This is a genomic window from Ensifer sp. NPDC090286, assembly GCF_044769565.1.
Lineage (GTDB): Bacteria > Pseudomonadota > Alphaproteobacteria > Rhizobiales > Rhizobiaceae > Ensifer.
Window position 1 is genome coordinate 194,003 of the sequence record NZ_JBIVYF010000002.1, and the last position, 22,318, is coordinate 216,320.

Consider the following 22,318-nt stretch of genomic DNA (forward strand, 5'->3'; position numbering starts at 1 on the left):
TTAGGCCAGCCGTTTCAGAAGACCGCGGCGTCCACGCTCCATCACTACCCCGTGGTTCCAGCGGAAGACGGGCCTGAGGATGAAGGAAAGCCGAACCATCCAGGGCTTCGTGACCGCCACGATCCAGTCATAGCGAACCCGGCACGCGCTGCCGTCGCCTTGCAGCGTCCAGCGGCCGATGCCGTCGAGTTCGCCCAAGGCCCGGCCTTCGATCAAGAGGGGTGGTTCGACCCTCGTGGCTTCCATGTCGAAGACCAGTTCGTAGGGCAGCGCCGTCGACCAGCGCATACGCCTGACGGCGCCGACACCGCGCTCGTCACCCGGTTGCAGCAACGTCACCTGTTTCACCGACGGCCACCACTCGGGCCAGCGCTCCGGCGTGCTGAGTTCACGCCACACGTCTTCAAGCGGGGAGGCGATCGTCCATTCGGTGACGAGGTGAAAATTGGTCGACGACATCGCCGATCCCTCAACAGGCGGAACGCCTGAAGTATAACACGGCATGCGGGCCTTGCGGCCCGCATGCGTCGTTTCATGCCGTCAGGCCGCGCGTGCAGCGACGCCAAGCGGTTCCAGGTCGTCGAGCACCTTGTCGCCGTTGTAGACGGTCTCGTCGAGAATGCCTTCGCGCTTGGCGACGATCGTCGGCACCAGCGCCTGGCCGGCGACGTTGACCGCCGTGCGACCCATGTCGAGGATCGGGTCGATGGCGAGCAGCAGGCCGACGCCTTCGAGCGGCAGGCCGAGCGTCGAAAGCGTCAGCGTCAGCATGACGGTCGCGCCGGTGAGGCCGGCGGTGGCGGCGGAGCCGAGCACCGAGACGAAGACGATCAGCACATATTCCTGGATGCCGAGCGGCAGGCCGAAGAACTGCGCGATGAAGATCGCCGAGATTGCCGGATAGATCGCGGCGCAGCCGTCCATCTTGGTCGTGGCGCCGAGCGGTACGGCGAAGGCGGCATATTCGCGCGGCACGCCGAGGCTCTTTTCGGTCACCGTTTCGGTGACGGGCAGAGTGCCGACGGAGGAGCGCGAAACGAAGGCGAGCTGGATCGCCGGCCAGGCGCCGGCAAAGAAGCGCGAGGGCTTCAGGCCGTGACCAACGAGCAGCGCCGGGTAGACGACGAAGAGCACGATCGCAAGGCCGATATAGACGGCAGCGGTGTACCAGCCGAGCTGCGCCAGCGTTTCCCAGCCGTATTGGGCGACGGCGCGGCCGAGCAGGCCGATCGTGCCGATCGGCGTCAGCCGGATGACCCACCAGAGGACCTTGCGCACGATCGCAAGCAGCGACTGGTTGAAGGCGAGGAACGGCTTGGCGGCGTCGCCCACCTTCAGTGCAGCGGCGCCGACGGCAATCGAAACGACGAGGATCTGCAGCACGTTGAAATTGAGCGAGGTGGTGGCACCCGTGTCAGTGACCTTGGTGCTGGCTTCAAGCCCGAGCATGTTGGCGGGCACGAGGCCCTTGAGGAAATCGAGCCACGAGCCGGAATAGGAGGGCGCCTTGGCAGCTTCCTGCGAAACGGCTGAACCCACGCCCGGCTGAATGATCAGGCCGAGGGCAATCGCGATGACCACGGCGATGAGCGACGTGATCGCGAACCAGAGCAGCGTCTGCCATACCAGCTTGGCGGCATTCTGCAACGTCGCCAGATTGGCGATCGACGCGACGATAGCGGTGAAGACGAGCGGCGGCACCAGCGCGCGCAGAAGCTGGACGAAGATCGAGCCGATCGTCTGCAGGGTGACCGTCAGCCAGTTGGCATTGCCGCTGGCATCGACGCCCATGTTGCGGGCGATGAGGCCGAGCAGCAGGCCGATGACCATGGCCGCCAGGACCTGGAAGCCGAAGGAGGCATAGATCGGCTTTGGTGAGGATTGGGTGGTTGCTTGGGACACGTCTTTCACTCTCATTGTGTGGCAGCGGCCACCTTTTTAGGCAATGGCCGCCGCAAGTGCCCGAAAAATAGGCGAGTATTCTGGTCGAGATAAGAAACCCTTTGGCTCGAAAACTATTCCAAGTGGAATATTTTCCCCGATCAACCGCGCACGCTCGCTGCGGCCAGTTTGCCTCCAGGGACGGCGAAGCGGTCATCGATCTCCAAACCGGGCGAACTGACGAAAAACATTTCAATCTCGCCGCGCCTCATTGAAATCTCCTTTCTCTATAAAAATAGTGTATAATGTAGCCTGTCTGTCGTGGCCGGAGTTCGCCGCGTGTTGCGGAGCGCCTTGTGCGCTTCGCCCTCGGCAGGGCGATCTCCTCGAGTTTAAAGCGAGAACAGGAGAGGATTGAGATGACACGCAAGATCCGGCTTGGAGCCTTTCTTCCCGGCGGCGGGCAGCATATCGCAGCCTGGCGCCATCCCGACCAGCCCGCCGACGGGGCGACCAGTTTCGAGTTTCACAAGCAGCTGGCGCTGACCGCCGAACGTGGTCTGTTCGACGCCTACTTTCTTGCCGACGGTCTGGCGATCGGCTTCGGTGGCGCGCGAGAGGGCGGCAATGCCCGTGTTGCCGGTTTCGAGCCCGTGACCCTGTTTTCAGCGCTGGCGCCGCTCACCACCCATCTCGGCTTCATCGCGACGTCGTCGACGACCTATGAGGAGCCCTATACCACAGCGCGCAAGTTCGCCTCGCTCGACCTGATCTCCGGCGGGCGCGCCGGCTGGAACGTGGTGACGACCACGGGCGATCCGACGGCGCAGAATTTCAACCGCGACACCCAACTTCCGCACGCCGAGCGCTACCGGCGCGCGGCCGAGCATGTCGATGTCGTCAGGAAGCTCTGGGACAGCTTCGAGGACGATACCTTCATCCGCGACAAGCAAACGGGCGTCTTCTTCGATCCGGGCAAGCTGCACGACACGGATCACCGCGGCGAGCATTTCAAGGTCCGCGGCCCGCTCAACATTTCACGCTCGCCGCAGGGACATCCCGTCATCGTCCAGGCCGGCCAGTCCGAGGATGGCCGCGGCCTTGCCGCCGCCACCGCGGAGGTGATCTTCACGGCGCATCAGCACATCGAAACGGCGCAGGAATTCTATCGCGACATCAAGGCCCGCGCCCGCGGCCTTGGCCGTAACCCGGACCATATCCTGGTCATGCCCGGCGTCTCGCCCTTCGTCGGCCGGACGGAAGCTGAGGCGCGGGAGAAATACGAACGGCTGACCTCGCTCATCGTCGAGGAGGACGGCATCGGCCTGCTCAACGGCCTGACGGGCGGAACGCTCGATCTTCGTGGCTACGATCTCGATGGGCCGTTGCCGCCGGCGCCGCCGACCGAGGGGATGAAGAGCCGCCAGGCGCTGATCCGCCAGATCGCCGACGAAAACAACTTCACCATTCGCCAGCTCTATCAGTGGATCGCGTCGGCGCGCGGCCACTACACGATCGTCGGAACGGCGGGACAAATCGCCGATACCCTGCAGGAATGGTTCGAGAACGAAGCCGCCGATGGCTTCAACATCCTGCCGCCATGGTTCCCGACGGCGCTCGACGACTTCGTCGAACTGGTGATACCGGAATTGCAGCGTCGCGGCCTGTTCCGCACCGCCTATGAGGGCAAGACGCTGCGCGAAAACCTCGGCCTGCCCGTACCCGTCAACCGCTGGACTGCCGCCCGGTCGGCCGTTCAGGCAGCAGAGTGAGGTGTTGCCATGTCCTATGAAACCATCAACCCTTCGCTTGCGGCAGGCTTTGCGACCGCGCGTCGTGAAGCTTCCACCAAAAGTTCCACGCCGCCCGTGCAGTCCCGGCCGAACAGCGTGCCGCGCTGGCGCCGCCTGCTCGGCGCGATCGTCGCCCGCTACGGTCTCGTGCTTGCGTTTCTGGCCTTCTGGCAGGTTGCAAGCACCGTCGGCTGGGTCAACGCGGCGGTCTTTCCGCCGCTCGATGTGATCCTGGCCGCCCTTTGGGACGGCATCGCCGGCGGCGCGCTGCTCGACGATATCGCCATCAGCCTGCAGCGATCGGGCATTGCCTTTGCCGCTGCCGTCGCAGTCGGTATTCCGCTCGGGCTGTTCATGGGGCAGGTTCGGCTGGTGGAGCAGGCGCTCGACCCCGTCCTGCAGCTTTTCCGCCAGACCTCGGCCCTGGCGCTCTATCCGGTCTTCATCCTGCTGCTCGGCCTCGGCGAGACCTCCAAGGTCTTCGTGATCTTCTGGGCGACGCTGTTTCCGATCCTGTTGTCGACGATCGGCGGGGTCAAGGAGGTCGATAGGAAGCTGATCGAGATGGCTCGCACCTATGGCGCCGGCTCGCTCGCGGTCTTCCGCCGCGTGGTTCTGCCGGCCTCGGTGCCTGCGATCTTCGTCGGCCTTAGGCTCTCGGCGACGACCGCGCTGCTGCTTCTGATCGCTGCCGAAATGATCGGAGCGAACAAGGGCATCGGCTTCCAGGTGATGAACGCCCAATACAACTTCCAGATCCCGCTGATGTTTGCGTCGATCCTGCTGCTTGCCCTGCTCGGTCTCGCCGCCAACGCGCTGCTTGTTCTCATCCAGCGCAATCTCTGCCGCTGGTCTGCGCCGAGCGTCTGACCGCCTCTACCAGTTCTCCTTCGAAAGGATATCAAGATGACCTTCCATCCCCGCAATCTCCTTCTCTCGGCAGCCGTCACGCTTGGCCTTGCGGCGCCGGCCGCCGCCGCCGACGCCGTCACACTGCGTTATCTCGCCAGCCAAGGCGGCCTGTCGGCCCATGAACTCGCGCAGGAACTCGGCTATTTCGACGGCACCGGCATCACGGTCGAGAGCGTCGGCTTTGCCACGGGCGGGCCGGCTTCGCTGATCGCGCTTGCATCCGGTGATGTCGAGATCGGCAGCGCGGCAACCTCGGCCGTGCTGAACTCGATCATCAGCGGCAACGACTTTGTCGCCGCCTATCCCTCCAACGGCATCAACGACGAGGTGCAGTCGATCTTCTACGTGCTGGAAGACAGCCCGATCAAAAGCATCAAGGACATCGCCGGCAAGAGCATCGCGGTGAACACGCTCGGCGCTCACCTCGACTATACGATCCGCGAGGCGCTGCATTCCGTCGGCCTGCCGACTGATGCGGCCAATCAGGTCGTCGTTCCCGGCCCGCAGCTGGAGCAGGTCCTGCGCTCCGGCCAGGTGGATATCTCCGCCTTCGGCTATTGGCAGACGACCTTCGAAGGCGCGGCTCGCAAGAACGGCGGCCTGCGCGCCATCTTCGACGACACCGACGTGCTCGGCGAGATCGCCGGCGGCTTCGTCGTGCTGCGGCGCGACTTCGTGAAGGAGCATCCCGAAGCGGCAAAGACCTTCGTGCTGCAGTCGGCCCGCGCGCTCGACTATGCCCGCGAACATCCGCAGGAAACGAAGGAGATCCTGGCGAAGGCGCTGAAGGCCCGCGGCGAAAATCCCGACATCGCCCAGTACTTCCGCGGCTATGGCGTGCGGGCCGGCGGCCTGCCGGTCGAGCGTGACCTCCAGTTCTGGATCGACGTGCTGGTGCGCGAGGGCAAGCTCAAGCAGGGCCAGTTGACGCCAAAGGACGTGCTCTTTGCCGTCGACGCCGCAACGGCCAGCAACTGAGGACGTTCCATGAGTGTTGCCCAGAACCTTCGCCGCGGAGAGGTGACGATCCGTCACCTCTCCAAGACCTACCGCCTGAACGGCGCTCCTCTGCCCGTGCTTCGGGATATCAACCTTCATATCCGCTCCGGCGAGACGCTCGCCATCGTCGGCGCCAGCGGCTCCGGCAAGACGACCCTGCTTCGGGTGCTGGCGGGTCTCGAGGATCCGGATGCCGGCGAGGTGCTGATCGACGGCAAGCTGACCAGAGGCGTCGGCACCGACCGTGCAGTGATCTTCCAGGAGCCGCGGCTTTTGCCCTGGCTGACCGTGCTCGACAATGTCGGCTTCGGGTTGGAGACGCGTGGCCTTTCCCGTGGGCAGGCGCGGGAGCGGGCGCGGCGCTACGTCCAGCTGGTCGGCCTGCAACAGTTCGAAGGCGCCTATCCGCGGCAATTGTCGGGCGGCATGGCGCAGCGCGTCGGCATTGCCCGGGCGCTCGCCGTCCAGCCGGAAATCCTGCTGCTCGACGAGCCGCTGGGCGCGCTCGACGCCATGACCAAGATCAGCATGCAGCAGGAGTTGGCGCGGATCTGGCGCGACGAGGACGTGACGACGGTGCTCGTCACGCACGATCTCGAAGAGGCGATCTATCTCGCCGACCGCATCCTCATCCTGCCGCGCGAAAAGGGCGGCGAACCGCGGCTGATCGAGATCGACCTGCCGCGGCCGCGCGACCGCAGCGCCAGCGCCTTCGTGCGCCAGCGCGAGGAACTGCTCGGCATCTTCGGACTGCATTGAGGTCGCTTGCGGAACGGTTGCAGCGGCTGGGCGTTATCTTGGGGAAGCGGCATTCACCGGGGCGACGCTGCCCGGTGAATGCCGGATGCCGAGCCGAGACAGGAGCAACGCCATGAAGCTTTCGAAGGGAATGTCATTCGCCGCAATCGTCTTCGCCCTTGGCGCGGCAGCACCGGCGATGGCCAACGGTTTCTACACCGGTATCGATCCGCACAATCCGCCGGGCACCCAGAACAGGGTTCTCTACGGGCAACCCTATTATGTCGAACCCACGCCCGGCCCGGTCTATATCGAGCCCGTGCAGCCGCAGGTCTATGTCGATCCGATGCCGACCGGCAGCATCTATGTCGACCCGGCCCCGGATTACATCTATCGCCCGCCGGCACGCACGCTGGGTGACGCGCGCCAGCGCTATACGGGTGAGTATCAGAGCGGCGGACAGGGCGACTATTACCTCGGCGTCGCGCATCCGCCGCAGGTTCCCTGAACCGGCGACTGAGGGAAGGGGCGCGGCTCTAGAGCCGCGCTACCTACCTCCGGCCGGCTGCCCCCTCCGACCGGCTGCCGGATGTCAGATGCCGGGCGTTTGAGACGCGTCGGCTGGCGCTAGCGCCAACCAAGCGCCGGCGCGACATGCTTGAGGATCGCCTCGATCACATGGGCGTTGTATTCGACGCCAAGCTGGTTAGGGACCGTCAGCAGCAGCGTGTCGGCCTCGGCGATCGCCTCGTCCTTCGCCAGTTGCTCGACCAGCACGTCGGGTGCTGCAGCGTAGCTGCGCCCGAAGATCGCCCGCGTCTTGTCGTCGATGAAGCCGATCTGGTCTTCCTGCTTGTTTCCGCCGCCGAAATACATCCGATCGCGATCGTCCACCAACGCAAAGATGCTGCGGCTGACCGACACGCGCGGCTCGCGCGTGTGGCCCGCCGCCTTCCAAGCTTCGCGATAGGCCCGGATCTGGTCGGCCTGCTGGACGTGGAATGGCAGGCCTGTTTCGTCGTCCTTCAGCGTCGAGCTTTGCAGGTTCATGCCGAGCTTTGCGGCCCAGACGGCCGTGGCGTTCGAGCTTGCGCCCCACCAGATGCGCTCTCTCAAGCCATCCGAATGCGGCTCGAGGCGCAGCAGGCCGGGAGGGTTGGGAAACATCGGTCGCGGATTGGGTTCGGCGAAACCTTCGCCGCGCAGGACGTCGAGCAGCACTTCCGCGTGCCGTCTTGCCATGTCGCTCTCAGTCTCGCTTTCGCCTGGCTGGTAGCCGAAGTGGCGCCAGCCATCGATCACCTGCTCCGGTGAGCCGCGGCTGATCCCGAGCTGTAGCCGTCCACCGGCAATGAGATCAGCGGCACCCGCATCCTCGGCCATATAGAGCGGGTTCTCGTAGCGCATGTCGATGACGGCCGTGCCGATCTCGATCCGGCTGGTCTTTGCGCCGACCGCCGCCAGAAGCGGGAACGGCGAGGCGAGCTGGCGGGCGAAGTGATGGACGCGGAAATAGGCGCCATCTGCGCCGAGTTCTTCGGCCGCAACGGCGAGATCGATCGACTGCAGCAGGGCGTCGCCGGCCGATCGCGTCTGCGACTGGGGCGAGGGCGTCCAGTGTCCGAAGGAAAGAAAACCGATCTTCTTCATGGCCGTACCGCCTCCTCGATGGAACCAGCCGCTTCCATGGCACAATTCGGGTTCCGGATACAGACGGCGTCCGGTGACTTCGCCGTGAACGGCAGCGCGCGAGGATCACCACGCGCTGCCGTCCTCAACTCTTTCATTGCACCTTGAGTCGCGCTTTCATGTTCGGGTGAAAGCGGCAGATGTAATCGAAGGTTCCGGCCTTGGTGACGGTGAGCGTCGCGGTCTTTTTCGGTGGTATCACGATGTCGAAATCACCCTTGGCCGTTGCCGTGTGCGCCATGACGTCCCTGTTGTCCCACTCGATCACGTCGCCGACGGCGGCGCTGATTTCGGCGGGTGAAAAGACGAGCTTTTCGATCGTCACCCGGATGGTCTCCGCCCACGCCGATGGCGCAGTCAGCATCAGGGCCAGGCCGCACAGCGCGCCAAGGCTTCGCTTTCGGACCATGGCGCCGCCTACTTCATCATCTCGGCGACATGCTCGGCATGTTGCTGGTGCCCCTGGAACAGCTTGAGGCCGGTTTCCAGCAGGTCCTTGAGCTCGGCATTCTTCGCGGAGGGAATGAGCAGCGTCTCAAGCGCGCCATTGACCTGCTTGTGGTAGGCCACCTCGTTGGCGACATAGGCCTTGTCGAAGTCGGCGCCGCTGAGCTTCGCCAGCTTTTCGCGCTCTTGCGTCGCCGCTTTCGTCAGCGCGCGGCTGGTATCGTTGTCCTCGGGCGTCACCTTGAGTTTCTTGACGAGATCGAGGGCCTGCTTGTTGACGGCCTCGTGGTCGCGCAGCATGTCTTTGGCAAAGCTGATGACTTCCTTGTCCTTGGAGATTTTCAGGGCCTGCTTGGCGGCCTCGATATCGATGACGCCGGCGGTATAGGCGATGTGGGCGATCTGGGGGTCGGTGACCTTCGTCCCGGCTGCAAGGGTCGCGCCACTCATGAGGCAGGCGATGGCGAGGGCTGAGGTGAGGCGGGCGTACATCGGGAACTCCTCTCCGGCGGCGATCGCCGCCGGTCTTGATGGATCACGCCCATTGGATGCGCGCCGCCTTCAAAGGTTCCCGGAAATATCAGCCTGAAAGTCCGAGCCGGTTCATGACCGCCTCCGTCAAACGGGCGCAACGGCGTCCGGCAAAGGGGAAGGCATTCAAAAGTACGGGGCCGACCTGGCGATGGATCTGCTGGCGCAGAAGCTGGCGGGCCCGGTGCAGGCGGCTTCTGACCGTCTTCGGGTTGATGCCGAGCAGGGCTGCGGTCTCTTCGACGCTCATCGCCTCGATCACCCGGGCGGTGAACACCAGGCGGAAGGGTTCCGGCAGGGCGTCGGCCGCCTCTTCCACCAGCCGCAGGATCTGCCGCTGCGCAAGGCTGCGTTCCGGATCGTCGGCGTTCGCAGCATTGGGAAAGGGTACGATCTCGGCGCCTGCACTGTCCGTCGCAAGCGGAACCTCCCGGCGCGTCGCCGACCGGCGCAGGCGTCCGAGTGCCTCGTTCAGCACGACGCGATGCAGCCAGGTGGCGAGGCCGGCGTCGCCGCGAAACGTCTCGAGGTGTTCGAAGGCGCGCAGATAGGCTTCCTGCACCACATCCTCGGCGATGCTGTCGTTGCGCACGACGGCGCGGGCGATGCGAAAAAGCCGCTGGTTGTGCCTGGTCATGATGATCCGGAAGGCTTCCGGGTCGCTGGCAAGCGCGCGCTCGACGAGCGCCTCGTCCGTCAAATGGTCCGCTTGCGCCGTGGTGCTCCTCGTCAGCAGTGCATCGTTCATCATCCACCTCCAAACGACCGTTTGATGCGGATCGGGCAACAACGTTCCCGAGAAAGCATACGCCGCGTGAGCGGCAACCGAAATAGGGTGTGACTGGAGCGGTGAGGACCGCTGTTCGAGGCGGCATTTTGCGCATTTCCGCCAGCGGAAGTTGGGTCTCCTGGCGCCGTTCGCGCGGCGGTAATCGCAGGTCCTCTTTTTTTCTCACGACAGGGAACCGGGGTTCCCTCCGGCGAGTTTGAGGAACGGCGACCCCGGTATGGAGGGGCGCGTATCGCGGTCGCATCTTCGCACTAGGAGAGACGACGATGAAGCATCAAACCATCGAACAGTTGCAAGCGCTCGCCGAAATTCGTTCCGATCCCGCGATGACGAGAACGGAACGGCTTCAGCGTTGGGCCGAACTCTTGGAAAGCAATCCCGATCGCCGGCTGGGCACGCTTTCCGGTACTGAACGCGCGACCGCTGCCGCGCGCCAGGCCATGCAGGTCAACGGTTCGCCCATGACCGTCGCCTTCGAGGATACGCAATTGCGCCTCGCGGGGCTCGCAGACGACAGCTACGGTGAAGCAAAACGCTTCTTCGAAATATCGGACCACCAACTGCACGACATCGTCTGCGACTGCAATTTCGGCAGCTCCGTTCGGGCCGCCTATGCCGCCCGGCGGGTTCGTGCGGCCATTGGTCTTTGGCCGCGCCTGAAGGCGCTCTTCAGCTGAGGCTGCGCCGATCGGCCAGCCTCCGGGGAAGCCAGGGCGCCAGCCGGAAGCTTCCCTAAACTCTTGTTTTATGGGCGGCGCGGGCCCCCGCCTTCGCGCCGGGTGACGATTTTGTGCGCCGCCGGATCGCGAACCTTGTCCGCCTGGGCTGTATCGGCACGCGCTTCGTCGCTTCAGATCCGCGCCGTTCTAGCGCGGCATCGCTCGAACCTAGCCCGAGGGAGTATATCGTTATCCTCCCCACTTGCAGCATCATCCCTTCAACGCCGGTGCCGCGCGGCTCGCCGGGGGTGGAGGGATGCAGCCGCGGGAGGAGGATTTCATGACATTGGCAGCAGTAACCCGCGCCTTGGGTGCAACGTCCGCTCTGGCGATCCTGGTCGGCACGGCACAACCGGTTTGGGCCGCACCCGATCTGATCGTGCTCAACGGCGACGTGCGCACGGTCGACCAGGGCAAGCCGAAGGCACAGGCCTTCGCGATCGAGAACGGCAAGTTCACCGCAATCGGCAGCAACGACGAGATCAAGGCGCTGGCCGACGCCGAGACCAAGATGATCGACGCCGGCGGCAAGACCGTGACCCCGGGCTTCATCGACGGCCATACCCATCTTACATCCGGCATGGACATGGTGACCGGCGTCGACCTCTCCTACATCCCGGACAAGAAGACCTGGCTCGAAAAGATCAAGGAAGCCGATCAGCGCTTGCCGAAGGGCGTCTGGCTGATGGGCGGCGGCTGGGACTACACGCTCGGCGAGGGCAAGCTGCCGACGAAGGAAGACCTCGACGCCGTGGTACCGGACCGGGTGGTGGTCCTGCGCGATATCGATTTCCATTCCGTCTGGGTCAATTCCAAGGCGCTGGAAGTGGGTGGCGTTACCGCGAAGTCGGAAGTCGAAGAGGGCGGGCAGGTGCTCTTGAACGACAAGGGCGAGCCGAGCGGCATCCTGCTCGAAAAGGCCGGCGATCTTGTCGAGAAGCATCGTCCGGTGGCGACCGACACGGAACGGCGCGCAGCGCTGCTTGAAACGATGAAGTTTGCCAACAGCCTCGGGATCACCGGCGTCAACGACATGTCGGATCTCGCCGCCGTGCACGACTATGCCGCGATCCTCTCCGAAAAGAAGATGCCGCTTCGCGTCTGGTACGGCTTCTTCGAGGGTGATCCGAAGAAGATTGCCGCCGCGGTCAAGGACCGCGACGAGGTCGACAAGGTTGCCGCCGATTCCGGCGAGCAGGAGGTAAAGGGGCCGATGCTGAAGCTCGGCTACACCAAGTCGGTGATCGACGGGGTGCTCTCGACGCGCACCGCTTACATGCACGAGGACTATTCCGACCAGCACGGCTGGAAGGGCAAGCCTTTCGAGACCAAAGAGCAGCTGGCGGCGGCAATCAAGGCCTCGAACGAAAACGGCTTCCCGACCGCGGTGCACGCGATTGGCGACGGCGGCGTCAGTCTCGTTCTCGACGCCTTTGCCGAAGCCTCGGTGCCGCGGCCGCAGCCGAACCGTATCGAGCATATCGAGGTGGTCGAGACCAAGGACATCCAGCGCTTCAAGGATCTCGGCGTCGTCGCCTCGATGCAGCCGAACCATGCGACCGGCACGATCGGCAAGTACATCACCGAACGCATCGGTACCGATCGCGAGCCGCGGGCCTATGTCTGGCATTCGATGCTCGACGCCGGCGTGCCGCTGGTGTTCGGTTCGGATTGGCCGACATCGCCGCTGAGCCCGCTCACCCAGATCAACGACGCCGTCTTCCGCGAAAGCCCATTTGGCTTGGGTGACGGTCCCTGGCATCCTGAGCAGGCCGTCACCTTCGACCAGGCCCTGCATGGTCTCACCCAGGCGGGTGCCGACATGACGCCCTGGGGGGCTCAGATCGGCTCGATCAGCGTCGGCAAGTGGGCGGATTTCGTCGTGATCGACGGCACCCTCGCAGATCCGCTCGACCGTTCCATCCGCGAACGCAAGGTGGAGGCGACCTATCTCGCCGGAAACGAGGTCTATCGCCGGCCGTGATCGGGAGCGAAAGCGGTCGGTCGCCGTGCGAGGACACGTCGATCGGCAGCCTTTTGTGGCGACGTCCCATCGATCCAGATCACGCACGGCCGGCGCTCCCTGCGCCGGCCGAATTTTTTGTTGGGTCCATGATGCACTAGCTTAGTGCCTGAAAATTCATAATAATTGCGCTTCACTTTGGAGTTTCGCAAGCTAAGGGCGCGATCGAATGGCATTGGACTCGTTGGATGTGCGGCTGCTGCGGATCTTCGTGACGATCGTGGAGGCGGGTGGTTTTGCCGCCGCCCAGGGAGAGCTCAACCTGTCGCTATCGACGATCTCCAATCACATCTCGGCGCTGGAAAGCCGCCTCGGCCTGATCCTCTGCCAGCGCGGCCGGTCTGGCTTTCGCCTCACCGAGGAAGGGCGTGCCGTTTACGAGGAGGCCAAGCGCCTGTTCGGCACGATCGACCAGTTCGATATCCGCATGAAGGGCCTGCAGCACCGGCTGAACGGCACGCTTTCCGTCGGCCTCATCGACAACACCCTGTCGGACCCGGCCTCCCGCCTGACCCGCGTCTTTGCCCGGATGACGGACGAGGCGCCGGAGGTGGCGCTTTCGATCGTCACCCGGCCGCCGCATGAGTTGCTGCGCGACGTGATAACCGGCGAGCTTCACATCGCGATCGCCAGCTTCCCGCGCACGACGCTGGGGCTCGAATATGTCGATCTCTACGAGGAGACGCAGCGCTTCTACTGCGGGGCCGAGCATCCGCTGTTTTCCCGCGACGACAGCACGATCGAAATCGACGACATCCGGTCCCACAATCTGATCGGCCGCTCCTATTGGAATGCCCGCGACCTCAAGATCTTCTCGATCGCCAACCCGCGCGCGACGGTGAGCGACATGGAGGCGGAGGCGCGGCTGATCCTTTCCGGGCGCTATCTCGGCTATCTGCCCGATCACTTCGCCAGCCGCTATGTCAGCGAAGGGCTGCTGCGGCCGATCCGTCCGGATCTCTTCAGCTACAGGGCGCCGTTCCAGGCGGCCTTCGACAAGGCGCGCGCGAAGTCGGGGCTGGTGCCGTTTTTCGTCAAGCTGCTGACGAGCGAGTTCGGCGTTGCACCGTCCGGCCGGAGCGCCTCGCGCCTGCGTGCCGGACGCTAGAACGCCGGGTCGCTGCTGCGGCCCGGCGTTCCGAAGGAACACGTTGCCCGGCCGTTCTAGTCGAGCTCGAAGTTCTCTTTGTAGTCCTGCTTCAGGTGCGCCGGCTGGTCTTCTTTCTTCAGCATGCAATTGCCGACGACGAGGCGCTCGATCTCCGTTCCCATGAAGCAGCGATAGGCGTCTTCCGGATTGCAGACGATCGGTTCGCCACGCACGTTGAAGCTGGTGTTGACGAGCACTGGGCAGCCGGTGCGCGCCTTGAACCGGGTCAACAGCTCCCAGTAACGGGGGTTGGTCTCGCGGTGTACAGTCTGAATACGGGCGGAGTAATCGACATGGGTCACCGCCGGTATTTCCGAGCGCGGCACGTTGAGCAGATCGATGCCGAACAGGTTTTCCTGCGGATGATTGGCGTGCAGGCGGCGGCTTTCCAGGACGTCGCCGACAAGCAGCATGTAAGGGCTGTCGGTGTCGATGTCGAACCAGTCCGACAGATCTTCGCGCCGGATCGACGGAGCGAAGGGGCGGAAGCTCTCGCGGTACTTGACCTTGAGATTGAGCATCTTCTGCATCGTCGGCGAACGGGCGTCGCCGAGGATCGACCGACCGCCGAGTGCGCGTGGGCCGAATTCCATCCGCCCCTGCATCCAGCCGACCGCCTTTTCCTCGGTCAGTGCCGAGACGGTGGAGGAGGTGATCTCCTCGTCCGAAAGGACCTCGAAGTTCGCCCCGGCATTGGCAAGCCGCTGCTCGACTTCGCCTTGCGCGAAGGCTGGCCCGAGATAGCCGCCCGACATGGCATCGCCGTCCTTCACGACGCGCGTGCTTCCGAGATATTCGTGCCAGACCGAAAGAGCCGCCCCGAGTGCGCCGCCAGCATCGCCGGCGGCAGGCTGGATCCAGATGTCGTCGAAGATCCCGGCCTTCAGCAGCTTGCCGTTCGCCACGCAGTTGAGCGCGACGCCGCCGGCAAGGCAGAGGTTCTTTTCGCCCGTCTGGCGCCGGGCATAGCGGGCGAGCCGCATGACCGCCTCTTCGGTCACGACCTGAACGGAAGCCGCCAGGTCCATCTCACGCTGGGTCAGCGGCGATTCCGGCTTGCGGGGTTCGCCTCCGAAGAGGTCGTTAAAGGCCGGCGAGGTCATCCTCAGGCCCGTGCAATAGCCGAAATAGTGCTGATCCAGACGGAACGAGCCGTCGTCCTTCAGATCGATCAGGTTGTCGAGGATCGTCTGCGCGAAACGCGGCCGCCCGTAGGGCGCAAGCCCCATCACCTTGTACTCGCCCGAATTGACCTTGAAGCCCGTATAATAGGTGAAGGCCGAATAGAGCAGGCCGAGGGAGTGCGGGAAATGCAGCTCCTTCAGGAAGTCGAGGCGATTGTCATGGCCATGGGCAAGCGACGTGGTGCACCACTCGCCGACGCCGTCCATGGTGAGGACTGCGGCGGAGGCGAAGGGCGAGGGAAAGAAGGCGCTCGCCGCATGGGACTGGTGGTGCTCGGTGAAAAGCAGCGAGCCGTCCCATTCCTTCTTGCCGACAAGCTTGCCGAGATCCTTGCGCAGCATCTTCTTCTGGAAGAGCTTTTCCTTGATCCAGACCGGCATCGCCACGCGAAACGAACTGAAGCCGTGCGGCACTGTCGCAAGATAGGTCTCGACGAGCCGCTCGAACTTCAGGAACGGCTTTTCGTAGAAGACGACATGGTCGATGTCGTTCATGGTGCAGCCTGCTTCCGACAAGCAGTACTCTATTGCCCGCGCCGGAAAGTCGGGGTCGTGTTTCCGGCGCGTGAAGCGCTCTTCCTGTGCGGCGGCTACGATGCGCCCGTCTTCGACGAGCGCGGCCGCGCTATCGTGATAAAAGGCCGAGATACCGAGGATACGCACGATGGTGCCGCCCTAGAACAGCGTATAGATGAAGGGGGCGACGGCCGTTCCCTGCGTCAGTACCACCAGGGTTCCGAAGATGGTCGTCATGACCAGGATCGGCAGCAACCAGTACTTCTTCCGGTTGCCCATGTAAGACAGGAGTTCCCTAGCAAGGTCCATTTTCGTGTCCTCTGTCCAATACAATAAGGGATAGGTTCTTCAAAATTCAGAACTGGTTCTTCATCGTTGCCTGGGCTGCTTCGGCCTGCGGCTTGTCGATCCAGTAGGTCTTGGCGTTCTTGTCGAACTGTTCGGTCAACGCGTCATTGCCGCGCAGCCTGAGATAAAAGCCGATCGGCACGAAGGTCGTGACGTAAATCAGGAACATCACGACCGGATTGACGATCTTGAACAGTACAAGGCCGAGCCGCATCCAGAGATGGTTGGCGCGTGTTAGGGTGGAAGGCGCGATCAGGGCCAGGACGACCAGAACCACGCCGATCAGGGCGAGCACAGCCGTAACGGTCGTAATCTCGGAAGCCCGCCACCATTTTACGAGCGCAATCAGGGTAAGGATGCCACCGACGGTATAGCCGAAACTTCTGTTCGACGGTCCTTCCGGGGGCCTCTCGTGCAGTGGTCCGTGAGAAATGCTCATTGCTATCCACCTCAAAGCGGTTAGCTAAAAAACGCACAATTTTCATTGTGCCGACGAATGAAAAACTTTTTAGTCATTTATATTGGGAGAATATGAGCGGCAAATACTGGGGTAGGTCAATATGCCAATGGATATAGAGGGTCATATCGGGCTTTCGATTCTTGGCGCGATCTTCCGATACTCGGGTTGATGCCCGCTGGTCGGCCCTGTTCCAGGGCATGCCAGCAGCAGTGCAAGGTTCGTGTGGTCCGGGTGCGCGTGCGTAACCTTGGCTATACTGGTGGCAAATGCATTTGAGCGCTGGAAGAGACGAGCGTATGCTGGCGACACTTGAATATGCAGATTGCAGCGGCTGCCAGGGCCGCGCCGTCCTTGTCGTCGAAGATGCGGCCGGCGGCGCTCGGTGGCCGCGATTTGATTTATTCTCGCTCGTCACGCGCAGGATTATTTTCCAAGGGGCGGTGCAGAGCGGAGACTTGGCATGAGGCTAGGGCCGTCAAACCGTTTCAGCGCCCGCCGCGTGAGCCCGACGACGGCCGCGCCGCCGCATACCGGCGCGCCGATGGATCTGGACCAGTTGTCCGGTCGCAAGGTCTGGACGAACACCTTCCGAGCCCGCTCCGATAAGGTGATTGCCGTCGGGCGCATTCTGCTGGCGCTTGGCAGCGTCTGGATCGCCTGGCTCGATTCCGTTCACGTGCCGCTGCCACCAGAGCCCATCTACTTCCTGCTGATCGGCTATCTCTTCTATGCGATCGCAGCCGCCTTCCTCGTCTGGCGGACGGAGATTTCGCGGGTGCGCGGCACGCTGGTGCGTCACATCATCGATGTCGCGGCGTTTGCGACGTTCATGTCGATGACCGACGGTCCGGCGAGCCCGTTCTTCATGCTGATGCCGTTCACCTTGCTGTCGGCGACGCTGCACTGGCGCTGGCGCGGGGCGCTCTACACCGGTCTCGTCTGCCTGGCGGCCCTGCTCTACCTCGGCTACTTCGATGCCGGTGATATGCTCGATCCGGATGCCGATACGACGACGAACGCCTCGCGCATCCTCTTCATCTTCGTTGCGGCTGCGCTGCTCGTCTGGCTCGGCGCCCACCAGGAGGCGGTCCGGGCCGAGCTGCTTCGGCTGGTGCAGCGAACACCGAGCCAGCCGCGTGGCCGCGAGTGGCCGGCGCGCGCGGCGCTCGATTATGCCGCCCATGTCATGCTGGTGCCGCGGGCTCTCCTGTTGTGGACCGATGCGGAGGAGCCCTGGACCTATGCGGCCCTCTGGAACGAAGGCGAACTTGAGGTCATGCAGATGCCGCCCGATGCCTTCGGCACCTGGACGGATGAAAAATTGCTGCAAAGCAGCCTGCTGATCACCGAGGCCGCCCGTGGCCGGCTTCTCGTGCATGTGGGCGAGGGGCGGTTTCATCAATGGTCCGATCCAGACCCGCCGATCTCGCCGGCGCTTGTGGAGGCGTTCAACATCAACGCCGCGGTCTCGACCTACTTTCAGGTCGACGACCTGCAGGCGCGTCTCTTCGTTCTGGAGCCGCCGGCGCTCACGCTTGACGACGTGGCGATCGCTGAAATCATCGCCGACAGGATCAAGGCGCTGTTCGAACAGGCGATCCTGGTCAGGCGCCTGAGCGACGAGGCTGCCGTCGACGAGCGCATCCGCATCGGCCGCGACCTGCACGACGGCGTGCTTCAGGCGCTGGCGGGCACGGCACTGCAGCTTCAGTCGCTGCGCAAGCTCAAGGATGCAGGGCCGGAGGTGATTGCCGAACGCCTCGAGGCCATCCAGGCGATGCTGCTCGAAGAACAGCGGGAGCTTCGCGGTTTCATTCGCGCGCTCGAGCCGGGCGGAAATCTCCAGGCTACCGGCGAAATGCAGCTCGAGCGACAACTGGAAGCGGTTGCCGCGCGGCTGCGACAGCAATGGCAGATCGACGTCTCGATCGCCTTCGACCCGCCGTCCGGCATCGACCTGCCGCTGGCGCTGACCTACGAGCTGGCGCGCATGACCTCCGAGGCGACCGCCAACGCGGTCAGGCACGGCGGCGCGCAGAAGGTCAGGATCATGGTCAGGATCGACAACGGATCGATCGTGCTGACGATCGACGACGACGGGGTCGGCTTCGGTTATGGTGAGCGCCTTGACCATGCCGAGCTGGAACGGGACAAAATCGGACCGCGGAGCCTGCGCGAACGGGCGGCAGCGCGTGGCGGAAAGCTTGCGATCGAAAGGATAGCGGAATGGACTCGAGTGGTCGTCATGCTGCCAATGCCGCAATAGCGTTGCGCGCTGTCGTCGTCGACGATCATCTGATCGTGCTCGACGGGCTGCGCCGGCTGATCGAGACCGTGCCCGGCTGGGAGGTGGTGGCGACCTGCGAGCGTGCAACCGATGCGCTGCAGGTCCTGTCCGAGCGGGGCGCCGATATCGTCGTCGCCGACCTTCGCATGCCGCATATGGGTGGGCTCGAATTCATACGCCAGGTGCGCAGCACCCACGGACAGCAGATCGCGATCGTCATCCTGACGGCTGATATCGGCGACGACCAGGTTGCCGAAGCGATCCGGCTCGGGGTGAACGGCATCGTCCTCAAGGAACAGGCTCCGGACACCCTGATCGACTGCATGAATGTCGTGGCCAGCGGCAAGACCTATTTCCAGGACCAGGCGCTGAAGTCCGCGATCGAGCGGATACGCGCGCAGGAAGCCGTTGAGACCAGGGGCGTCGACCTGTTGACGCAGCGCGAGATCGAGGTGTCACGGCTGGCGGCCTCCGGCATCCGAAGCAAGGAGATCGGCGCCCGGCTCGGCATATCGCCGGGCACGGTCAAGCTGCATCTCCACAGCATCTACAGCAAGCTCGGCATCTCGACACGCGTCGAGCTGGCCAATCTGGCGAACCGGCTCCCGAAAAGCCCTTCGTGACGGCGCCGGCCGCGCTTGCGGGCCGCCTGCCTTTGCGCTGACCCCCTCCTTCAAAAACGATCGAACCCGCGGCAAGGAGACGCCGCGATCGGCGTTTTTTGCCGCAAGCGAACTGTAAGAAACAGGGCCGGAGTATATCCATCTGGATATATTCAGAACGAAAATCCTGGGATAGAGTTCGGAATTGTAAGGCGTCTCCGGCAGCGAAGTGAAACCTCCGAAGCTAATGTCGCTATATAACGAATAGATTCATGTTCTCGTATTCTGAAAATATTGACGGTGTTCTTCTCTGTTCCGGAGAGCCACTATGCATGTTCAAAGTGTTATTGAAATAGCTGAAACAGACGGTCGGCTTCCGGTCGAGATAATCATAAAGGGTTATCGTTTGAGCCAGAAGCGGCTTACCGTCTTCGTTTTAAACGAGGTGACGCCGGCCGCGGTCAACCGGATCCTGGATCCCGTGGTACCGACGTTGCCTCTTTTCATTCCCGGCGTGCTTTACGTCAAGATTTCGGATGATGTCCGCGTGCGGGAAGCGGTCGAGACGGCGGATGTCGTCTATGCCGCGACCACCCTGTTTCGCGACCAGTTGACGGGGTACGGGACTTTGCCCGGATTGCTTCGACCGATCGAGCTCCTGCGGCCGGATGCATCCAAGCGCATCCGGCTCGCAAAATCGGGCGAACACGCAACCTCTGGCGAACCGAAGCGTCCCTCCGTCGCAAAGACGGCGAGGCGTACGACCACCTATCTCGCCAGCCTGGCACGATCCTATTGGCGCGAGGCCGGAAGCGCCTGAAGCGGGCGATGCGGCAACAATCCGAAATGTTTCAACACAGATCGCACAATCAAGGTGTCAGCTGACATGTCCCGAAAAGCCGAACGTCAGGATGCGCTCAACAACAACAATCCGACGGCGACGCCTGCGGATTTCATCGATCAGAACAAGCCCTCGTCGAGCGGCACCCTGAAGCGCATGCGCCGTTCGCGCAATTTCGGCGGCATCATGGATGGGCTGATCATTCTCGTCTCGGGCCTCGTCGCCATTCTGCTGTGCGAGATGCTGCTGCGTATGGTGCCGAGCCTGCAGCTTCCGGTCGGCGAGGGCGAATATGTCTATTGCGGCGTGCCACGGGCGCGGCATCAGTCGCATGCGCTCTATGGCTATACCGAAATACCGGGCAACAGCTATTTCGAGCGCTTCAGCCCGCTCGACCCCTGGAACCGCGTCCAGATCAACAGCGACGGTTTCCGCGACAATGCGACGGGAACGGGGTCTCCGGTGTTCGTGCTCGGGGATTCCATGGTGCGCGGCTCGCTCGTCAAGGAAAGCGAAACCTTCAGTTCGCTGCTGAACGCATGGCACCCGCAGCTGCTTCTCAAGAACTACGGCACCGGCGGCTACGGCCAGCCGAACGAGATCCGGGTCTACGAGGACAAGGGCCACAGCATCCCTCATAAACTCGTCGTCGTCGGCCTCTCGCTCAGCACCGACCTCGAGGACAATGCCGAGCGTGCGGTGCTGACACCGTCGTCCGTCGACATCACCGTCGAGCCGGCCGGCAGCGGAACGAAGAAGCCCAGCCTCGCTTTGCAGGCGCATCTGTACCTGTGGCAGAACAGCAAGCTCTACAACTGGTTCTATTCGACGCTGCTCAGACCCTATGTCGGCGACCGGGCGTCGCGCCGCGACATCGGCCACGCGATCGAGCTGACGCGGCGCCTGTTCGTCCGGCTTGCCGACGACGCCCGCGCCAACGGCGCCGAGCTGCTCGTCGTCATCCTGCCGGGCTGGGCGGAACTGGCTGGCCGCGACGACGGCCTGCAGCCGGAAAAACAACGTGAAATGATCAAGGCGTTCGCCGCTGCGACGCCCGGCGTGTACGTGGTCGATCCGACCGAAAAGCTCTCTGCCAACGATCCGATGAAAACCTATGGCATCGGCGACAAGCACCTTTCTCCGCTCGGACATTTCCTTGTCGCGGAAGCGATCGACCAGTGGCTGGTCAATGATTGGAGCGGCGGCAAGGGCCTGACGGTCGGCGAGCACCCCTTCGTAAAAACCGCTCCGGTGGAGCCTGATTGCCTGAAGTTTTCTCAGGTCGGACAGTAATCGGCGGACCTGAAAGGAAGATCCGATGAATTCCAATGCAACACGTGTCGTTCAAATGGAACAAAACAGCGTCCGGAAGTCCTCCATTCTCAAACGTGCCCTGCTTGCTGTTCTCGCGACGGCCTTCAGCCTCGTGCTCTGCGGTCTCATGATCGAAGGCATGGCGCGCACCGTCTTCGACAACGGCATGGATTTCGACCTCGAGATGTGGAAATACGCCCGCGACCTGAAACGGGTCAGCGCCGAGCCGGCGATCGGCCACGAGCACATTCCCAATTCGAGCGGCGTGTTCATGGGTGTGCCGGTCAGCATCAACTCCGTCGGTCTGCGCAACCGCGAAATCGGCCCGGTGACCGCCGGGACGACGCGCGTGATGATGCTCGGGGATTCGCTGACTTTCGGCTGGGGCGTCAAAGAGGAAGACACGCCGTCCAGGCTGCTGGAAGCGGTCCTCAACGGCGGCAGCCAGGGGGCACCGAAATACGAGGTGATCAACACCGGTGTCGGCAACTACAACACCCAGATGGAAGTTGCCTACTTCATGACCAAGGGCATCGAGCTCAAGCCGGATGTGGTCGTGCTCAACTATTTCATCAACGATGCCGAGCCGACGCCGCGTCGTCACCAGGTCGGCTGGGGCGAATATTCGCAGGCCTATGTCGTGCTCGCCTCGGCGGTCGACAAGATCTCGCGCATCTTCCTCGGCCGGGCGGACTGGAAGGCCTATTACCGGGGCCTCTATGAAGCCGACCAGCCCGGCTGGACGGAAGGGCAGGATGCCATGCGGCGGCTAATCAGCTTCTGCCGCGAGCGCGGCATCAAGCTCGTGATCGTCAACTATCCCGAACTGCATGAAGTCAAGCAGTATCCGTTCCCGGAAGTCACCGGCGCGGTCGAAAAGATCGCCGAAAGCGAGAAGGTTCCCTTCCTCGATCTTCGCCCGTCGGTCGAGGATCTCGTTCCCGAAACGTTGTGGGTGTCGCCGTCGGATGCACACCCGAACCGGATCGCCAACGAGCGCTTCGCCGCTGCGATCGCCGGAACGCTGGAACGCTCCTACCCGGACCTCTTTGCCGGAACCGGGTCGGTCGCCAAGGTCCAGCCGTGAAGCGGCC

The 22,318-nt window shown here is 63.3% G+C and carries 22 protein-coding genes; 13 read left to right on the plus strand and 9 right to left on the minus strand.

All coding sequences use genetic code 11. The annotated features are described in order from the left end of the window. Together ACIQUG_RS11225 and ACIQUG_RS11230 are read right to left on the minus strand one after the other, a co-directional pair. Positions 1 to 459, minus strand: coding sequence for an SRPBCC family protein (locus ACIQUG_RS11225; RefSeq protein WP_402321131.1), 459 nt, complete (start codon positions 457 to 459; stop codon positions 1 to 3). A gap of 81 nt (positions 460 to 540) precedes the next feature. Next, complete coding sequence (locus ACIQUG_RS11230; protein ID WP_402321134.1) at positions 541 to 1,902, minus strand: dicarboxylate/amino acid:cation symporter; 1,362 nt, start codon at positions 1,900 to 1,902, stop codon at positions 541 to 543. A gap of 398 nt (positions 1,903 to 2,300) precedes the next feature. Here ACIQUG_RS11230 and ACIQUG_RS11235 point away from each other — a divergent pair, with 398 nt between their 5' ends. From ACIQUG_RS11235 to ACIQUG_RS11255, 5 genes are all read left to right on the plus strand, one after another. Then, positions 2,301 to 3,653 carry an LLM class flavin-dependent oxidoreductase gene (locus ACIQUG_RS11235; RefSeq protein WP_402321137.1) on the plus strand — a complete coding sequence of 451 codons (1,353 nt, stop codon included), beginning with the start codon at positions 2,301 to 2,303 and terminating at the stop codon, positions 3,651 to 3,653. A 9-nt stretch (positions 3,654 to 3,662) separates the two neighbouring features. Further along, complete coding sequence (locus ACIQUG_RS11240) at positions 3,663 to 4,544, plus strand: ABC transporter permease (protein ID WP_402321139.1); 882 nt, start codon at positions 3,663 to 3,665, stop codon at positions 4,542 to 4,544. A gap of 36 nt (positions 4,545 to 4,580) precedes the next feature. Beyond that, the gene (locus tag ACIQUG_RS11245; protein WP_402321142.1) at positions 4,581 to 5,564 is read left to right on the plus strand and encodes an ABC transporter substrate-binding protein; all 984 of its coding nucleotides are present in this window, start codon (positions 4,581 to 4,583) and stop codon (positions 5,562 to 5,564) included. A 9-nt stretch (positions 5,565 to 5,573) separates the two neighbouring features. Then, positions 5,574 to 6,344 (plus strand): ABC transporter ATP-binding protein, encoded by a 771-nt coding sequence (locus tag ACIQUG_RS11250; RefSeq protein WP_205236902.1) that lies wholly within the window; start codon positions 5,574 to 5,576, stop codon positions 6,342 to 6,344. A gap of 112 nt (positions 6,345 to 6,456) precedes the next feature. Beyond that, positions 6,457 to 6,831, plus strand: coding sequence for a hypothetical protein (locus tag ACIQUG_RS11255; RefSeq protein ID WP_402321146.1), 375 nt, complete (start codon positions 6,457 to 6,459; stop codon positions 6,829 to 6,831). Positions 6,832 to 6,950: 119 nt separating this feature from the next. Here the strand turns inward: ACIQUG_RS11255 and ACIQUG_RS11260 are convergent, their stop codons facing one another. From ACIQUG_RS11260 to ACIQUG_RS11275, 4 genes are all read right to left on the minus strand, one after another. After that, positions 6,951 to 7,973 carry an LLM class flavin-dependent oxidoreductase gene (locus ACIQUG_RS11260; RefSeq protein ID WP_402321149.1) on the minus strand — a complete coding sequence of 341 codons (1,023 nt, stop codon included), beginning with the start codon at positions 7,971 to 7,973 and terminating at the stop codon, positions 6,951 to 6,953. Positions 7,974 to 8,106: 133 nt separating this feature from the next. After that, on the minus strand, positions 8,107 to 8,421 hold the full coding sequence (locus ACIQUG_RS11265; protein WP_402321152.1) for a cupredoxin family copper-binding protein: 315 nt from the start codon (positions 8,419 to 8,421) through the stop codon (positions 8,107 to 8,109). Between the two features lie 8 nt (positions 8,422 to 8,429). Then, on the minus strand, positions 8,430 to 8,951 hold the full coding sequence (locus ACIQUG_RS11270; RefSeq protein ID WP_402321155.1) for a DUF4142 domain-containing protein: 522 nt from the start codon (positions 8,949 to 8,951) through the stop codon (positions 8,430 to 8,432). Between the two features lie 88 nt (positions 8,952 to 9,039). Further along, positions 9,040 to 9,738 carry an RNA polymerase sigma factor gene (locus tag ACIQUG_RS11275; RefSeq protein WP_402321157.1) on the minus strand — a complete coding sequence of 233 codons (699 nt, stop codon included), beginning with the start codon at positions 9,736 to 9,738 and terminating at the stop codon, positions 9,040 to 9,042. Between the two features lie 308 nt (positions 9,739 to 10,046). Here ACIQUG_RS11275 and ACIQUG_RS11280 point away from each other — a divergent pair, with 308 nt between their 5' ends. From ACIQUG_RS11280 to ACIQUG_RS11290, 3 genes are all read left to right on the plus strand, one after another. Next, positions 10,047 to 10,457: a hypothetical protein gene (locus tag ACIQUG_RS11280; protein WP_043611094.1), complete on the plus strand. Its 411-nt coding sequence runs from the start codon at positions 10,047 to 10,049 to the stop codon at positions 10,455 to 10,457. A gap of 322 nt (positions 10,458 to 10,779) precedes the next feature. Further along, on the plus strand, positions 10,780 to 12,483 hold the full coding sequence (locus ACIQUG_RS11285; RefSeq protein ID WP_402321162.1) for an amidohydrolase: 1,704 nt from the start codon (positions 10,780 to 10,782) through the stop codon (positions 12,481 to 12,483). Positions 12,484 to 12,691: 208 nt separating this feature from the next. Beyond that, on the plus strand, positions 12,692 to 13,630 hold the full coding sequence (locus ACIQUG_RS11290) for a LysR family transcriptional regulator (RefSeq protein ID WP_402321165.1): 939 nt from the start codon (positions 12,692 to 12,694) through the stop codon (positions 13,628 to 13,630). A 56-nt stretch (positions 13,631 to 13,686) separates the two neighbouring features. Here ACIQUG_RS11290 and ACIQUG_RS11295 read toward each other — a convergent pair whose 3' ends face one another. Genes ACIQUG_RS11295 through ACIQUG_RS11305 form a run of 3 tightly spaced genes read right to left on the minus strand, consistent with a single transcriptional unit; the run spans position 13,687 to position 16,159 of the window. After that, entirely contained in the window at positions 13,687 to 15,519 is a 1,833-nt protein-coding gene (locus ACIQUG_RS11295; protein ID WP_402321167.1) for a carbamoyltransferase, read from the minus strand. Between the two features lie 12 nt (positions 15,520 to 15,531). Next, on the minus strand, positions 15,532 to 15,681 hold the full coding sequence (locus ACIQUG_RS11300; RefSeq protein WP_089043047.1) for a DUF5989 family protein: 150 nt from the start codon (positions 15,679 to 15,681) through the stop codon (positions 15,532 to 15,534). A gap of 46 nt (positions 15,682 to 15,727) precedes the next feature. Beyond that, the gene (locus ACIQUG_RS11305; RefSeq protein ID WP_043611091.1) at positions 15,728 to 16,159 is read right to left on the minus strand and encodes an SxtJ family membrane protein; all 432 of its coding nucleotides are present in this window, start codon (positions 16,157 to 16,159) and stop codon (positions 15,728 to 15,730) included. A 481-nt stretch (positions 16,160 to 16,640) separates the two neighbouring features. On the opposite strand from ACIQUG_RS11305, the gene ACIQUG_RS11310 reads away from it, so the two are divergent. The 5 genes from ACIQUG_RS11310 to ACIQUG_RS11330 all read left to right on the plus strand — a co-directional run bounded on the left by ACIQUG_RS11310 (position 16,641) and on the right by ACIQUG_RS11330 (position 22,311). Next, on the plus strand, positions 16,641 to 18,446 hold the full coding sequence (locus ACIQUG_RS11310; protein ID WP_402321172.1) for a sensor histidine kinase: 1,806 nt from the start codon (positions 16,641 to 16,643) through the stop codon (positions 18,444 to 18,446). Continuing rightward, positions 18,407 to 19,090, plus strand: a complete 684-nt coding sequence (locus ACIQUG_RS11315) for a response regulator (protein WP_402321175.1) — start codon at positions 18,407 to 18,409, stop codon at positions 19,088 to 19,090. Before ACIQUG_RS11310 ends, ACIQUG_RS11315 begins: the two co-directional genes overlap by 40 nt. 385 nt (positions 19,091 to 19,475) lie before the next feature. After that, complete coding sequence (locus ACIQUG_RS11320) at positions 19,476 to 19,889, plus strand: hypothetical protein (RefSeq protein ID WP_402321178.1); 414 nt, start codon at positions 19,476 to 19,478, stop codon at positions 19,887 to 19,889. Positions 19,890 to 19,955: 66 nt separating this feature from the next. Next, positions 19,956 to 21,203: a hypothetical protein gene (locus tag ACIQUG_RS11325; RefSeq protein WP_402321181.1), complete on the plus strand. Its 1,248-nt coding sequence runs from the start codon at positions 19,956 to 19,958 to the stop codon at positions 21,201 to 21,203. A 25-nt stretch (positions 21,204 to 21,228) separates the two neighbouring features. Then, a complete protein-coding gene (locus tag ACIQUG_RS11330; RefSeq protein WP_402321183.1) occupies positions 21,229 to 22,311 on the plus strand; it encodes an SGNH/GDSL hydrolase family protein in 1,083 nt (360 codons plus the stop codon). The last annotated feature ends 7 nt before the right edge of the window (positions 22,312 to 22,318 follow it).